Genomic DNA, 15,407 nt, shown 5'->3' on the forward strand with positions numbered 1-15,407 from the left:
TGCCTTGCTGTTACGGCAAGGCATTGAAGTACAAACATGGACTGAAACCCGCAATTTCTTACAGATTCCTAACTTAAGGGGCAAAAATTATATTATTACTGACCTGTTAAGCCACTTTCACCTCGGTAGATCACACGATCGTTACCACGGTAGATGCCAAATGTGACGACGGTGGAGGGATCTTCATCACCTAGTTGGCGCCAGTTGTAACGTAGCCATGGTTGATCTTGACCACCACCACTACATGAGATGTTATTTCCGCCATCGCTATCAGGCTCAGAGGCATCCATTCTCAACCACAGACGAACTTGCTCACGTGGCGCATCTGTTCCTACTGGCGTATTTTGGTTTGCTGTGACGTCTTCCTCGCCATCATCAACACTTCCATTACCGCTCAGTGAAGCTAATGTTGTTGTCACCCCTTCACTATGCCAAATAACTTGTTTACAAGTATTTGAGCCATTGAAGGTACTGCGATTATCATCATCGTTAACAACAAACTCGCTGCCATCCCAGAACTCAGCACGCAGTGGAATCGTCAAAGTAGTACCAGAATTGCCACCAATATCATCTAGCGCCATTCGGCCATAGCGAACATCTGGTTGTGCTAGCAACAGCTGATCTAATGCTCCTACATCACTGCCAGTCATTTTGAACCTGGTAGGATCAACACTTTCAGTAATAGTTAAACTCAATTGTGTATCAATACTATTATCACCGGTTGAATTAAATGGGCCATCGATTGTTGTCGTAGGCTGATTGAAATTCAGACGTTGCCATTGTGCATTATCAAAAGAAGCGTCCCAAACAGCACCGCTAGTCCAATGAAGCTTTCCGAGCGCACTTGAAAGAATATTAACCCTATCAGAGTATGCCCCAGTTAAATCAAATGCAGCTTTCAGGCTAGCATTAAAATACTGATAATTAGCTGTGGGCAAACTAGGGGTGTTTGCATTGTAAGCAGTCACTGTAAACTGAACTTTTTTAAAGTCTTGGGACATATAAGTAAAGCCAGCTTGGTTGTCTGGTTCAGTCCAAGCCGTGTCAGTAATTTTGAAGTAATCTGGATAAAAACGACCTATATTCTTATTTCCGGAGAATCCACCAAGAATCTTGCCGTAAAAGCTGCTCGAATCTTCAGTCACTTCAAAATTTATACTGCCAACTTCTGAGTAATTTAATCTCTTGAATTTATATCCTTTATCAGCGAGTGCTATATCAGAACTCGATTGATTCAGTTGATTAGTTGGTTCTAAGCTACCCAGTACTGCACCACCATTACTAGGTGTATCCAGAGTATGAGTTGCAACAACAGCACCAGAGGACAGCAAGTAGTTTTGTGTTACTAAGTTATTGTTACACGAAGGGTTAGCGTTACTCGAGAATCGAATTGGTTTAGCAAACACGTCAAACTCTTCCCCCGCTGCAACAAACGCATTCCCACCACTGCTGTTACCACCGGAGTCGTTATCCGTACAAATTGCAAATTGCCAAGGGCGAGAATTCACTAAGAAGCTACCAGAAAGTTTATCAATACCACTCTCAGGGCAACCCGACATCTCACTACAATCAAAGGTGCTGTCGGTCAGAGTTACTTTGAACTGACCTGACTCTTGAATCGAAAGTGTGTCGGTTGTTTCACCGTTATCACTCACCTCAAAATCAGGCGTATAATCTAATAAGGTTCTCGCACTATTTCCGTTCGCAGGTTGAACGATACCTAAACTAACTTTAGGGGTGCCTACATAATCTTGTGATAAAGAAGAATCTTGTGAATTACAAGAGGATACCTTTGCCGTCACTAGATAGTCATCACCAGCCACAACAAACTGTTCATCAACATCGAACTTATAGGGTACAAAGTTAATTTTTGATGCAGCCGTTTCTAAATCACCATTCCAAGTACCACTGACATTATAACTCTCTAATTTAGATGAAGATAAGTACAAAGTTTTTTGCCCATTTACAAAGTTACTTTGGTAATCTCCCGAAGATGTAGAGCAACTGGTTCCATTCTCATCTTCACACCACTTTCCAGTAGAATTTGGTGTATGTGATGCAGTGAAGTTATCTTGAACAGTGCTAATCACGTTGCCATCATCATCTACAACTTTAAACTCGACCTCTGCGACCTCACAGGTTAAAACATGTGAATATTTTGGGGTAACGACAAGAGAACCAGTTGGAAGTGGAGGAAGTGGACAGCTGTAGTCAGGCTTATTAATAGTTACGTTAGAGTTAAATTGGGTCGTTCGTGCCGTTACTGCACCTTCGACTGAGGATTGGTTTAATTCAAGGTAATCCGCAAGAATAAACCCTTTAAATATCGAGTTACTTCCTTCAAAGATCACTTTAGCATCTGGTGCATAGATTATTGGATAGGCATCTTCCGAAGATATTTCAACTCTATTTGAGAACCGAATTTCATCAATGACATTGAGTTGACTTCCTGACTCAAAAATAAATTGAGTCGATCCTGAGCTGTATTTAAACGAGCCAAATGTTACTGAAGATAGCTTAGGGATAACTAACTCAACATCACTACCGTTTGATATGTTTAAGTTTGAAATATAAATGCCGTCCTTAAGCTTCACTCGAACAACATTATAATCAGAACCCCACTTATTAAGCGTCAAACTAGCAAGGTTTTTCTCTATAGTAACTTCAACATTTCGCCCACTTTCTTGATATGAACATAACGATGAACCAGCGCCACATGAAAGGGCTATGTTGTCATTACCAGCGTTTAAAATAAGTGAATCACTAGGTGTTTGTGTTGGCACAGAAACGACATTTGCACCGTCGACTTTACGCAAACTATTCAATGAATCATTGTTTCCGAGATCGCAACCGTATTGCCCATCACAAATAGGGTTGTTATATATTTTATCTAATGTGTCATAATTCGCATGATCGAAACCTAACATTAAGTATTGCTGCATTGCATGACGCAAACTCGGGGAATCATCATAGAATTGGTAGTCATCAGACTTAGTATTTAGATATCGAGATATATAATCGTCAGACCAACCCAAAAAACGAACCGAGTTGTTAGTGACAGTAAGTTCGCTATTCACTCCAGTCCAGCTTTGGATTGGTTCCGGAAACAAGTTACACACGTTAACCGGAATCTCGACCTCGGGAATTTCAAATGCGAAATAGCCTACTGATTCATAAGCACCATGTTTACGAGTACTAAGAGAAGTAGCATCCTCATCAAATGCGAATGTAAATTGCGACACTCCTTCACTCACATACTGCTTACAATACCGTAACCAACCACCATCACCACCATTTCGGGTTTGCTTATTAGCAATAACACCAAACTTATTAAAACTTTGATGTAGTGATATTTCATTATTCAGGCATGACCAACCAATAGATTTATCTGGTTCTATCTCGATTTTCTGGTTGTAAGTACCCGGAGCTTGAAAAAACTCAATTTTTGATGATTTAGATTCGTCCTGACCTGAAAAAGTAGGGACAGCTAAATAAGCGATTTTCTTAGCTGAAGAAGTTGGCCCTTGTCGACCACGCTCTAAAGCAAGCTTGAATTTTTGGTTAGTTAAACCAGAAATAGCAGTCGTCGCCCAGTCTCGATCCTTACCTTGAACTTGAGCCATAATCACGGGGTTTGCAATATCACCGCCCTGGTATGAAACGGTTTCCCAATCAGAACTGCCACAAGCATTGCCTTTGCATTGAGCCTTAGAAGTTATGATATTGCCAGCTTCACCATAAACCTTGGAACCATTGTGATCGTAAAATGTTAGCCTTCCGGGTTCGGTAACAAAATAATAAATCGGTGACATTCGATCTGTTGAGCTATAACTCTCAGCCGATTCACTCTCAATTGTTGCACCTTTCTTCGAATCCCAAATAGTCGCAACACTAGCCTTTGTTGGTACGCTATTCACGATATCATCAGGATCGATAGTCGACATTAAAAATACAATTGGATTCTCATATTGTTTTTGGAACAACAAGTTACAACCATGAGTACAATCCATCCCTTCAATAGACCCAAACTCATAGGATACGTCTTCTAACTCAGGCGGATTAGTAATGTTACAAAGTGATTGATAAGTATCCACAGGACAGTTTCTATTTGAGTAATTACAGTTAGCATCATCGATCCCACAATAAAAATCAGAGCTCTCATACTCTTTATCATCAGCAACCACTCGCCCACAAATAGATGAGCCTTTTACAATTGCGTCATCATCAGCCTTAATTGCTCGAGTAGATGAAAATATATAACTCCCTCCAAAGTCGGGTTCCAACTTCACATCATCATGTGTAGATACAACTTGACCATCACAGACCACAGCACCTTTGAGCACAATATCGTTCTTGGCAGTTAAGTTACCATAAATTACAGATTGCCCCTTGTCAGTGGTTATCCCTTTATTTGCGACAAAATTGATTGGTGCGTCTGAGCTACCAATTTGGCTGTCTTCTATTTGGATATCGCTATTTGAAGTAATAGTAACAGGAGCCCCAGTAGAGTTGACAATGCTGTCACCCTCGGCCAAATATATCTTGCCATTACAACGATTCTGATTCGCAACCCAATTCCCCTGACAATATCCAGTATCATGCGGGAATACATATGTTGTCCCTGCATACACCGAATATGAAGAAAATAAAAATATTATTAAGGGTAATACTAAAACCAAAGCTCTAATGCTTCCTGTTCCTACATATGCCTTTAATCGATGCATCAACTACTCCTTCACCCAAACTTCTTGAATACGTTGTACTTGGTTGACACCTGAACCACAGATAGCTGTTGATTCTATTTTGAAAAAGCCAACGCCATCTAACACGCCGATTTGTCGACAAGTTAATTGATCTACAGTACAGATGGTCGACATACCACTACTCACTTGACTTGAGTTTAAGTTGCTACACACAGTGCTCACACTCGTTGAAACCGCAGGTGAAACAGTCAAAGGGTAAACTTGGGTGAGTGCCCACTCATTAGCGGAGTGTGCTAATAGCCAAGCCTGTGTTCCAAGTTGTTTGCGGGTCAATGTATCGTGATTTGACCACTGGACCTGCATCAAAGAAGTCGCGAGGAAGCCCATCACCACAATAACAAATACTGCGACAACCAAAACACTGCCTTGTTGGGATGATTTACTATGGCGCATTAAGTACCTGCACATCTTGTTGGTAAACACTGATTTCGTTGTTTTGCTCAAGTACAAGATCGATATGAATCACACCACCTCTTTGTAAACTTGGTTCTTCGTAACGAAAATTACTTTCAGAATAATTGATGCTATCCGCAACGGTCACTCCATTACGCTGGATTAGACCTTGATTTTGAATAGTATCGTTCACCAAACAGTAACTCACAGAAGCACTTTCATCATAGATATAGTGGCGCTGAGCGATTGAGTGGCTACTAATACTGACAGAAGGAGCAGTAAATACATTACCTGTCGAAACCAAGCCCGACACAGGAATTCGCTTAGTTGAACCAGCCACCAACTCCGAGTAAGTGGTTGGATTGATAATAAGGAAATCATCTGCATCGAGAATTGGGGAGTCTTGGCCAATAATAAAATTCAGTTCATCTGTCGCTTCATCAAGGTGATAAAAGCCTGAGTACTTAATAGCGTAGAAGGTAAGACATTTTTGAGCAAAAGCCGAAGCCGGAGTAATACTCGAATCAAAACTGTTAGGGACCGCGTGACTGATTTCTCGCGACATTTTCTCAACAACAAACTGCCCTTTTACTTGCACCTTTTGTCTATCGATAGTGTCGACATAACCTTTCATGCCGTATTCAACAAAGCCTGCGATCGCTAAGCCAATCACACCTACGACGACAATCGTTACAATCATCTCAATTAAGGTGAAACCACGTTGCTTCATTAGTAGTTCCCCTTGTAAGCGATCACGCTATAACGGTTATTACCACCAAAGATCTGTAACTCAACACGCTTCATCGTGCCAATAGCGCTATCGTTAATACCATCCATGTTTTGATCGTAAAATACGGAGACTTCAACTCTAAAATTGGCATAACTGCCTTCAATATTTTCATCTAGGATATTAGCAAGTGGGTACTTAATAGGTGATACACATGCTGATTCAGTGGTATCGGTGTACCAACAGCCAATATAATCATCGACATCATTAAAAGCAGCAGGCGTTGCTTCTGAGCCATCAACGCCAAGTTCATTAGGGGCTGAACAAGCAGTCGCACCTGCATCACCACAACGCACCAGACCACCATCAAAATCACTATGTTCATCAAAACCACGTGCCAATATTTGGTTCATCAAACTTTGACCTAAGGCTACGGAACGGTTTTGATACTGTGGGTCTGCTGAACTTGCCACTTGTGGTGCTAAAAAACTGGTAATCGTGACCATCGCAATACCCAAAACGATAATCACAACAATGCTTTCAATCAGAGTAAAACCACGTGAGCGAATCATAGACATGCTCCCTCACGCACATAACCTTGAGAATTAATACAGACTTGGGCGCTATTGCTCGAAGTGGTTGAGTTAATAGTAATGTCCACTCCAGCACTTACTGAAGGGTTACCCAATAAATCAAAGTCGATAACAGTATTCGCTGGAGAAAATGTTATATCTGATATACGCACATAATCACTACGCACACCGGCTTGTGACTTTTGAGCGCTGTTCGATAGATTTAAACTGCACGCCGTGACTGAGCCTAAGCAGTCACTATTAATAGCAAGGCGAAAACTGTCATTAGCAGCTGAAACATTCGATTGCATTCGATTGACTTGGATTTGGCGAATTACGGAAATGGTTTGTTCTTGCGCAGTAAAAGTGGAATAGCTAGAGGTACCGACGAAGCGACTTGCGGCAAAGGTGGAAACAATACCGAGAATAATGATAACGATGATCAGCTCTACCAGAGTAAAGCCTTTGGATGTGGGGCTGTTATCCATAATGAGCCTCTAACTGCCTAGCGAATACTGATTATACAAGATAACGAAACTGACGATCTTATGTATATGAATAGTTTTGATATTTGTGTGTAGTAGATAGAAAAAAGGCCAGCAGGTGCTGGCCTTAGAAACAATTTAATCAATTAGTTCGCTGGATCTGCACACTGTGTTGCATTTTCTACAACGCCAATTACAGGTTCACCACCAGTAGTGCCAACTTCTGTATAAATTACACAATCATTAGTGTAGTTTTCAATACCAAAGAAAACTGAACGGTTTGGAGATGCTCCAGTTGTACTTTTGAAGATAAAATCGCTACCTGAATCAATAGCACCAACACCTTGCACAATAGTCATAATTGCATTTGATGTAGCTTCTGGGTAACCATTAATTGTATTAACGTCATTATTGCCAGCACCCGCACTAACAGCACCAGAAGTAGACTCTAATCCTGCAATAGCTGCTTTACCATAAATGATACCTGATGCACCTTGCATAGCACCGGCTAAACCTTGAAGCGTTGCATCTTTCGCATCATCTTGCAGGTTTAGGAAACGTGGTGCCGCAGTTACAGCAAGAATACCTAGAATAACAATTACAACCACTAGTTCAATTAGGGTGAAACCGCCTTGTCTTTTCATAGTTAAGCTCTCTATGTTTAATTTTACGCAGACTTACTGCAAAGTTACGGTCACACGACCAGTTTTAATTTCGTAAACAAATTCATGCTCTGTACTACCTTCCAATTGAACGTAAGTACAGGTTGCATCACCTGAATTCGCTTGCGCTGAATATTTGTAATTTGAGTCATTAGCGACATCTGAAACCGCACCTACTTTAGGTGGATTTTGCAGCAAGTTTTCCATCAACTCAGAACATGTTTCATCTGAAATATATTGTGGAGCAGTGCTCGAATTATTGTTCAGAGTCCACGGATAGCCATCACGAAAGTCGGTCTCGACGTTGTTACTGTTCTTTGATCTTGTTAACCAAAAATCAACACCATCATAGTTTACAGTATTGTATGTTTCAACACCTATCTTCTCTGATGGCCTAGCTTCTGCTTCCCACTGTGCTCTTGCCGACAGTACTGCTGTCGCAAAACCACCAGCAACGCCTTCAATGCTTGATTTCTTGGCTTCATCTGTCACATCTAAGAAGCGAGGTAGGGCTGCAACCGCCAATAAACCAACGACCACGATCACTATGACTAATTCGACAAGGGAGAAACCCTTTTGATTCTTAAGCATTTTCTACCTACTCATCTAATTATTAACGCGCATTATACATTCGCGCTCGTATAAAACCATAAAAAAACTGTCAATATTTTCACAAAGCCAAAATATTGGCTTTCACACTAAACCTTTCTCTTTCGAGCAATATATCTATCTGATATTTATCAGTATAATGATAAGTACAGTGAAAGTGTATGTTATCACTTTTATCTTCAACACTTGGAGAGCTTAGCCCTAAAATGCTCCCTTGAGGATATAATTGATCCAGCCAATAGTTACAGTCTCGCTCCGTACCTTGGATAGGCATTACCCATCCAGTTCTGCTATAGTTCTTTGGGGGTTCAGAGCCTTCTTCTTGCCCAGCCCCCGATAACAAATACTGCTGTTTGAACAAATTAGCTTGCTCTAAAATCCGCTTGCTCGCGACGATAAATGCCGTGTTAGTCGCTTCCTCTTCTACCGTTTTGAATGCAGAAAGCACACCGACAATAAGAAAAAGAATAACCACAGTCCAAATAACAAAACGTGAGCGTTGTAGGTTATTTAGCATTCCCTAGCCTTTGATTGCATCCAACATTCCCCACATCGGCAAGAAGATACCTAGTGCCAAAATCAGCACCATGCCCGCAACGATGGTTAACAAAATAGGTTCAATTCTAGCGGTTAGGGTTTTCAGATCGTAATCAACTTCGCGGTCATAAAAATCAGCCACTTCAAGTAAGAGCTCATCAATACGGCCCGTCTCTTCACCAACTGAAATCATTTGTATCACGAGCGGTGTGAAAATTTCGCTGTTAATCGCGGTCGATGAAACCGTACTACCGGCTTCAATCGCCGACTTCATCGCTTGAACTCGCAACTCTAGAAAACGGTTATCTAAGGCTTCCGCCGAAAGCGCTAGTGACTGGTTTAGTGGAACACCCGCTTTAAGCATCAAAGCAAAAGTACGTGAGAAGCGTGACAACAGTGCTCGATTCACCACTCCACCAATGACCGGCATCTTTAAGCGTAACCGATCCCACTTTTCTAGCCCTTTGTCTGTCTTCACCCAAGCTTTAAAAGCAAAGATAAGACCAAAGATCACGCCGAGCATTAAGCCCCAGTAATTCACAAAGAACTCAGACATACCAATCAAGATACGGGTTGGCAGCGGCAGGTCGACACCAAAGCGCGCAAACATGCTTGAGAACTGTGGAATCACCTTGATGTTAAGAATGAACATTGCGATCAAGATAAAACTGATCACGAATGTTGGGTAACGCATCGCAGTCTTAATTCGTTTGCGAGTCTCAACTTCCTGTTCGTAGTATCCAGCTAATTGCAGCAACGCCTGATCTAGACGACCTGTGTTTTCACCAACACCAATCATCGAAACGAACAACGGACTGAATACCTTTGGGTGCATCTGCATTGATGCCGCTAGCCCACGACCATTAGTTAGCTCAGCAACCACTTCTTCTAAGGCGGCTTTCAACTGCTTATTTTCACAGTTTTGAGTTAGGCCTTTCATCGATCTTAGTAGCGGTACACCTGCTTTGGTTAGGCTGTATAACTGTCGACAAAACAGAACTAAGACTTCAAGCGGAACATTCGGCGAGAACAGACTCGATACATCCATATCTAAGACTGAACCACCACTTTTACCCAGTTTAATAGAGGTTGGAATGATCCCTTTACTCATCAAGCTTTCAGCAGCAATATCTTCGTTATTCGCGTCTAATTGCCCACTTACTTGACTACCATCAGAGCTGCGACCTACATAACGATACGTTGGCATATCATTCCACCCCTACAGATAAATTGGGTCAGTGGCACCGGACGCATCGCCTTCGCCAAGATGCATTATCTCATCAAGACTGACTACACCTTGCAGAGCCAGTTCCATCGCAGAAGCCAGTAACGGTTTATAGTTTTCAGACTGTCTCGCCGTTTGAGCAAAACCTACCGCATCATTCGCTCTCAGTGCATCCATCATGTTTTGCTCTAGCTCCAACATTTCAAATACACCAATTCGCCCGCGGTAACCGGTTAAGTTACAGTTCTGGCAACCACGGCCTTTCATAAACGGCACACCTACTTGGTTAGGGAAACGGACGCTCAGCCACTGCTTGCGAGGTTCATCTAACTCATCCTCAACCTTACAATCTGTACACACTTTGCGAACTAATCGCTGTGCGACTACTGCTCGAACGGCGCTCGCAACCAAGTAACCTGGAGCACCCATATCCATCATACGCAACGCACTGTCTACCGCATCATTGGTATGCAGCGTACTTAATACTAAGTGACCGGTCAGTGCAGCTCTCAAGCCAATCTCAACGGTTTCGTGGTCACGCATCTCACCGATAAGAATGATATCGGGGTCCTGACGTAGAAAGGTTCTCAAGATAGTAGAGAAATCGAGGTTGATCTTAGGGTTAACCTGAACTTGGTTCACACGAGGAAGGCGGTATTCCACCGGGTCTTCCGCGGTAATGATCTTTTTACCCGGCTCGTTTAGCTCGCTTAACGCACCATACAAAGTCGTGGTTTTACCTGAACCAGTTGGACCAGTAACCAAAATCATGCCATGTGGACGGCGTAACTGTTGACGAAGACGAACCAACAGATCACTCGGTATGCCTGATTCTTCTAATTTACGCAGGCCAGCTGATTGGTTAAGAAGACGCATAACCACAGATTCGCCGTGTTGTACTGGCATGGTCGACATACGAATATCAACCGACTGACCTTTAGCACGGATATTAAAGCGGCCATCTTGAGGAAGACGTTTCTCTGAGATATCGAGGTTTGCCATCAGCTTCAAGCGCAGTACAAGTGCAGAAGCGATATTCACTTCATTCAGCAATGTTTCATGCAGCACGCCATCAATACGCTGACGAAGACGCAATACGTTTGAGTCTGGCTCGATATGAATATCCGAAGCGCCAACCTGAATGGCATCTTCAAATAGCGAGTTGATCAGCTTAACGACGGTAACTTCATCACTGTCTTCTTCAGCGATATCGAAATCAAAGGCATCATTAACTTGGTGTTCAGCGTGAAGTTGCTCAGCAAACGAGGCAATCTCTTTGGTTCTTCGATAATAGCGATCGAAGCCATCAACCAATTGCCTCTCTTGAGCAACAACAAATTCCAGCGCGTAATCGCCAAGCTGACCAAGCAAAGACTCTTGGGCAAACAGATCAGCAGGGTCACTCATTGCAACACGCAAAGTGTCACCTTGGCGTCCAATAACCAACGCACGAAGGCGACGAGCATGTACTTCGGGTAAAAGCTGAACCGCTTCAACATCGACAACGGCTCGGCTTAAATCAATAAGAGGAATCGCTAACTGCTGCGATAGAAAGCTCAGCATTTGTTGTTCTGACAAGAAGCCAAGCTCAATTAGCGCATCACCCAGCTTACGCCCAGTACTTTTCTGAGCGGCAAGTGCTTGTTCAACTTGAGCCTCAGTGATAATGCCTTCTTCGACAAGCAAATCACCAAGTCTTTTTCTTAATCTAATTTGCATCGCCGCTCTCCTCTAAAGCATTGAGTATTTTTAATCGGTCACGCACAAAGCTTTGTGATTGAGATGAGATACCGACTCTAGTCAACGCACCTTGATATGATTGTTTTGCTGCAGCGAAGTCTAACTGGCGTTCTTGCTGAATCGCTAAGCCCAACCACCAGCGAGCGTTATCTGAATCGACTTCAACCAACTTTTGATAACTCTCCAGTGCGATTTCTTCTTGCTGTGATTTTTGGCTCAACGCCGCACGCATTGCTAGATACTCTTGAGTTGGATGCGGAGGCATGTGTACTAAAGGGCTCAGCGCCGCTTCTGATTGATTCGCTTTAACCAGCAGTTTAGATAACCCTAATCGCAATTTTTCACTGTTGATGTTGAGCTTGATACCAGACTGATAAAGCTCATAGGCTTTGCGAGTATCGCCTTTACCAAAATAGAGAATCGCAAGTTTCTGACGGACATCTTCATTTCTTGGGGTATAACGCAGCGCTTCGGTATAACCTTTCAACGCACCAGTAAGATCGTTCGCATCCAGCGCTTTCTGAGCTCGACCTTGTGCATTCACAGATAGCTGTTCAGGTGTTAACTCAACCTGCTCGATCAACATTCCGCTATTTTCTGAACTACCAGAGGCGACAGGCTCATTAGAGATAGTCGTGGGATCTTTTTTGGCCACACTCGCAACGTAAATCGGTAGGGGAGCTTCAGTATTCGTTGCTTTAGGCGCGCTTAGAGATTTAGTTGGTATTTGTTGTTTTGTCGCTTTTGGGGCAGACATAGCAACTGATTCGGAAACACTAGGCTTAGATTTAACGCTTTTTACCATCACGGTGTTTTCTGCTGAAAGGTTCGCAGAGTCTAGCGTCACCAATTTCTTAGTTGGCGATGAGATAGGTTGAGCGGCTTCCTGAATGCCATTTGAATCATCAACGACAGAGACTTGAACCTGTAAATCTCGAGTTGAGATTGACTGTTCAACAATAGACTGCTCAATCACTGGGCCTTGCGATATCGCCCAACCGCCCATCGCTAAGCTCAAAGTAAAACCTGCAACAACCCAAACTAATGGGGAACGCGTTTTTACTTTAGGTACGACTGCCGCTTGAATCGAAGTCGCTGATTTTTTCTTTGCCAATTCAGACAAGGCGTTGTTAATGACGCTCATAATTAATTCCAACCCCACAGTATTGGCGTTTTAAATTTAGGCTTACACACATCGTACGTTTCATGCATAGCTGAAAACAGATGTTGGTTGTCGATACTTTTCTTATCTTCACTGAACGAAAGCAATAGAGCCTTATGGCAAAGTTGGTTTATCAATCTAGGGATACCTAACGACGAACGACAGATCGCCTTTTTTTGATTCAAGCTGAATAACTCAGGACTGCCACCAGATTTAGCGATTCGATTATCAATATACGCCACCGTTTCATCGAGAGTCAGCGGTCTAAGTGTCGAACTAAATGTGATTCTTTGACGAAACTGCCTTAGGTGGTAAGCCTCTAATCGAGCATCCAATTCTGGCTGACCTAATAAGACAATCTGCAGCAGTTTTTTATCTTCCGTTTCAAGGTTACCAAACAACCTTAATGTTTCGAGCGCTTCGTCCGATAGAGCCTGAGCTTCATCAAGAATAGCCACCACTCTTAAACCAGAATTGTGCAATTTAATAAGCTTATGCTGAATGTTATCAACCAAGGTTGCTTCATTATCGACAGCTAAACCAAGCTCTGTTGCAACCGCCTGGCGCAAGTCAGCCCCTGATAACACAGGATTTGGTAAGTAGATCAGAGCTGTACAGTCATGTAGGTGATTGACCAACATCCGGCAAACCATGGTTTTTCCAGTGCCTACCTCTCCGGTCACCTTAATCACGCCCTCGCCCATTTCCAACGCCGAGATTACCGTCTGAATCGCTTCGAAATGAGGCGCTAAACCATAAAAGAAATCGGTATTCGGCGTTAAGGTAAATGGCAGTTGTTCAAAACCAAAGTGAGCTTGATACATACGACGACCTAGCTTAGTGAGACACTGCCACTCTATATTGAGAAAGTAAGCAATTACTCTTCATCAGGGAACCACTGTTGAAGAAGATCACGTGAACGCTCCAACTCATTTTGCCAAGTATTCACACCCACGATCGTTGGCTTAAGCAAGATCACAAGCTCAGTTTTTTGCGTTAACTGATTGGTATTACGGAACAAGTGACCAAGTGCTGGGATATCACCAAGGAATGGGACTTTAGAGGTTACGTCATTGGTGTTGGATTTCATTAACCCACCAATCACCACCACATCGCCATCTCGTGCTCGAATCACTGAGTCAGATTCACGAATAGAGCTTTTCGCCAAAGGAAGTTGCACCAAGCCCGTCGTGGAACCTAGGTTGAGCGATTTCACTTCTTCCTCTACTTCAATAACGGCTGGGTGAACATGTAAAAACACACTGCCTTTGTCGTCTATCTGAGGGGTCACGTCTAAAGAGATACCAGAGAAGAACGGAGTTAATTCAACCTCAGGCGCCACATTCGCGTTGTCACCACTGCCTACCGAACTTGATAAATCTGTTACGTAGTACTCATCGGTACCCACTTTGATAACCGCTTTCTGGTTGTTTGCCGCTGTGACCCGTGGGCTTGATAAGACGTTCAGATCACCTTGAGTATCCATAAAGCTCAATACCGCTTCGAAACTGCCATCAGAGATCGTTACGTTGGTTTGTCCGCCTAACAAAGAGCTAATCGCATCTAATGGAGGTAATGTACTTGCAGGACGGTCGATAACCACACCACCACTACCAATCGACTTAGATAAATTAGACCAGCTAATACCTTGTTGGTAACCATCACTCAAGGTTACTTCCATGATTTTTGCTTCTAGGATCACTTGACGCTGCAAGCGTTTTTGAGAAATACCTAAGAACTCTCGAACTTCACGAATTTCATCCGGGTAAGCACGCACTGTAATCACACTCGCTTGCGGGGTCACGACAACGCTTTGCCCATCACCCGAACCAATTAAGTGAGCAACCGCCGCTTCAAGCTGTGGCCAAAAATCACTTTCAGAGGTAGTCTCAATCTCTGTACCACCGTTCGATGTCGAGTTTGATGAATTAGAAGAGTTAGATGAATTTGACGAGTTTGAGTTCGAATTCGAGTTTGAAGAGCTCGATGAATTCGAATCTGAGTTAGAGATCGTGCCTGTGGTGATCGTCGTTAGTGAGCGACCAGAACGCTTAACTTGTAAGTAATCGACAGGGATAGTTACGGTGCGAAGACCGGCAGGATACACTTGAATCACTTTGCCACGCTTTTCAATATCGTAGCCATACATATCTTGAGCAACAGCCAGTACCTCATCTAACGTCACGTCAGTTAGATTAAGCGTAAGGTTTCCAGACACACTTGGGTGAATAGCCGCACTATACTCCGTACCTTTCACTAGGCTTGCAAAAAAGGTTCTCGCTTCAACGCCTTTTGCCTGAATACGGAAACGTTTAACCGTTTCCATCCCCGGAGACATAGAGTCAGAATTAAGCTGAGGCATAAGGTCATCTTGAACCGACGAAGGCAGCTCATGAAGCGCTCTGCTATTGGCTTCATTAATTGATTCGTTTAAAGATTCTTTAATCTCAACAGGATCTCTATGCCCCATCGAACAGCCGACTAAGGATGACACTAGGATTGCTACTACAAGTTTACGCATGTCTTCACTCT

The 15,407-nt window shown here is 43.0% G+C and carries 13 protein-coding genes; all 13 read right to left on the minus strand.

Annotated features, from left to right (window positions below; genetic code table 11):
• Nucleotides 1–95: 95 nt before the first annotated feature.
• The 13 genes from OCV20_RS14950 to mshL all read right to left on the minus strand — a co-directional run bounded on the left by OCV20_RS14950 (nucleotide 96) and on the right by mshL (nucleotide 15,396).
• Nucleotides 96–4,724, minus strand: a complete 4,629-nt coding sequence (locus OCV20_RS14950; RefSeq protein WP_238382720.1) for a DUF6701 domain-containing protein — start codon at nucleotides 4,722–4,724, stop codon at nucleotides 96–98.
• 3 nt (nucleotides 4,725–4,727) lie between these two features.
• Nucleotides 4,728–5,156 carry an MSHA biogenesis protein MshP gene (locus tag OCV20_RS14955; protein ID WP_086773828.1) on the minus strand — a complete coding sequence of 143 codons (429 nt, stop codon included), beginning with the start codon at nucleotides 5,154–5,156 and terminating at the stop codon, nucleotides 4,728–4,730.
• Nucleotides 5,146–5,886 (minus strand): prepilin-type N-terminal cleavage/methylation domain-containing protein, encoded by a 741-nt coding sequence (locus tag OCV20_RS14960; protein ID WP_086773829.1) that lies wholly within the window; start codon nucleotides 5,884–5,886, stop codon nucleotides 5,146–5,148. Before OCV20_RS14960 ends, OCV20_RS14955 begins: the two co-directional genes overlap by 11 nt.
• Nucleotides 5,886–6,455 (minus strand): type IV pilus modification PilV family protein, encoded by a 570-nt coding sequence (locus OCV20_RS14965; RefSeq protein ID WP_086773830.1) that lies wholly within the window; start codon nucleotides 6,453–6,455, stop codon nucleotides 5,886–5,888. Before OCV20_RS14965 ends, OCV20_RS14960 begins: the two co-directional genes overlap by 1 nt.
• Nucleotides 6,452–6,943: a prepilin-type N-terminal cleavage/methylation domain-containing protein gene (locus OCV20_RS14970; RefSeq protein ID WP_086773831.1), complete on the minus strand. Its 492-nt coding sequence runs from the start codon at nucleotides 6,941–6,943 to the stop codon at nucleotides 6,452–6,454. The genes OCV20_RS14965 and OCV20_RS14970 overlap by 4 nt, the downstream gene beginning before the upstream one ends.
• 143 nt (nucleotides 6,944–7,086) lie before the next feature.
• A complete protein-coding gene (locus tag OCV20_RS14975; protein WP_086773832.1) occupies nucleotides 7,087–7,584 on the minus strand; it encodes a type II secretion system protein in 498 nt (165 codons plus the stop codon).
• Nucleotides 7,585–7,617: 33 nt separating this feature from the next.
• Nucleotides 7,618–8,193, minus strand: coding sequence for a prepilin-type N-terminal cleavage/methylation domain-containing protein (locus OCV20_RS14980; RefSeq protein WP_086773833.1), 576 nt, complete (start codon nucleotides 8,191–8,193; stop codon nucleotides 7,618–7,620).
• 79 nt (nucleotides 8,194–8,272) lie between these two features.
• Entirely contained in the window at nucleotides 8,273–8,728 is a 456-nt protein-coding gene (locus OCV20_RS14985) for an MSHA biogenesis protein MshF (protein ID WP_086773834.1), read from the minus strand.
• A 3-nt stretch (nucleotides 8,729–8,731) separates the two neighbouring features.
• Nucleotides 8,732–9,955 carry a type II secretion system F family protein gene (locus OCV20_RS14990; RefSeq protein WP_086773835.1) on the minus strand — a complete coding sequence of 408 codons (1,224 nt, stop codon included), beginning with the start codon at nucleotides 9,953–9,955 and terminating at the stop codon, nucleotides 8,732–8,734.
• A gap of 12 nt (nucleotides 9,956–9,967) precedes the next feature.
• Nucleotides 9,968–11,692 (minus strand): MSHA fimbrial ATPase MshE, encoded by a 1,725-nt coding sequence (locus tag OCV20_RS14995; RefSeq protein WP_048614829.1) that lies wholly within the window; start codon nucleotides 11,690–11,692, stop codon nucleotides 9,968–9,970.
• Nucleotides 11,682–12,857, minus strand: a complete 1,176-nt coding sequence (locus OCV20_RS15000) for a tetratricopeptide repeat protein (protein WP_086773836.1) — start codon at nucleotides 12,855–12,857, stop codon at nucleotides 11,682–11,684. Before OCV20_RS15000 ends, OCV20_RS14995 begins: the two co-directional genes overlap by 11 nt.
• A 2-nt stretch (nucleotides 12,858–12,859) precedes the next feature.
• Nucleotides 12,860–13,699 (minus strand): ExeA family protein, encoded by an 840-nt coding sequence (locus tag OCV20_RS15005; protein ID WP_086773837.1) that lies wholly within the window; start codon nucleotides 13,697–13,699, stop codon nucleotides 12,860–12,862.
• Between the two features lie 53 nt (nucleotides 13,700–13,752).
• Complete coding sequence (gene mshL, locus OCV20_RS15010) at nucleotides 13,753–15,396, minus strand: pilus (MSHA type) biogenesis protein MshL (RefSeq protein ID WP_086773838.1); 1,644 nt, start codon at nucleotides 15,394–15,396, stop codon at nucleotides 13,753–13,755.
• Between the last annotated feature and the right edge of the window lie 11 nt (nucleotides 15,397–15,407).

It is taken from the genome of Vibrio coralliirubri, assembly GCF_024347375.1.
Lineage (GTDB): Bacteria > Pseudomonadota > Gammaproteobacteria > Enterobacterales > Vibrionaceae > Vibrio > Vibrio coralliirubri.

Coding starts and splice junctions, on each gene's coding strand:
- OCV20_RS14950 (WP_238382720.1), bottom strand. CDS start 4,724: ATGCATCGATTAAAGGCATATGTAGGAACAGGAAGCATTAGAGCTTTG.
- OCV20_RS14955 (WP_086773828.1), bottom strand. CDS start 5,156: ATGCGCCATAGTAAATCATCCCAACAAGGCAGTGTTTTGGTTGTCGCA.
- OCV20_RS14960 (WP_086773829.1), bottom strand. CDS start 5,886: ATGAAGCAACGTGGTTTCACCTTAATTGAGATGATTGTAACGATTGTC.
- OCV20_RS14965 (WP_086773830.1), bottom strand. CDS start 6,455: ATGATTCGCTCACGTGGTTTTACTCTGATTGAAAGCATTGTTGTGATT.
- OCV20_RS14970 (WP_086773831.1), bottom strand. CDS start 6,943: ATGGATAACAGCCCCACATCCAAAGGCTTTACTCTGGTAGAGCTGATC.
- OCV20_RS14975 (WP_086773832.1), bottom strand. CDS start 7,584: ATGAAAAGACAAGGCGGTTTCACCCTAATTGAACTAGTGGTTGTAATT.
- OCV20_RS14980 (WP_086773833.1), bottom strand. CDS start 8,193: ATGCTTAAGAATCAAAAGGGTTTCTCCCTTGTCGAATTAGTCATAGTG.
- OCV20_RS14985 (WP_086773834.1), bottom strand. CDS start 8,728: ATGCTAAATAACCTACAACGCTCACGTTTTGTTATTTGGACTGTGGTT.
- OCV20_RS14990 (WP_086773835.1), bottom strand. CDS start 9,955: ATGCCAACGTATCGTTATGTAGGTCGCAGCTCTGATGGTAGTCAAGTA.
- OCV20_RS14995 (WP_048614829.1), bottom strand. CDS start 11,692: ATGCAAATTAGATTAAGAAAAAGACTTGGTGATTTGCTTGTCGAAGAA.
- OCV20_RS15000 (WP_086773836.1), bottom strand. CDS start 12,857: ATGAGCGTCATTAACAACGCCTTGTCTGAATTGGCAAAGAAAAAATCA.
- OCV20_RS15005 (WP_086773837.1), bottom strand. CDS start 13,699: ATGTATCAAGCTCACTTTGGTTTTGAACAACTGCCATTTACCTTAACG.
- mshL (WP_086773838.1), bottom strand. CDS start 15,396: ATGCGTAAACTTGTAGTAGCAATCCTAGTGTCATCCTTAGTCGGCTGT.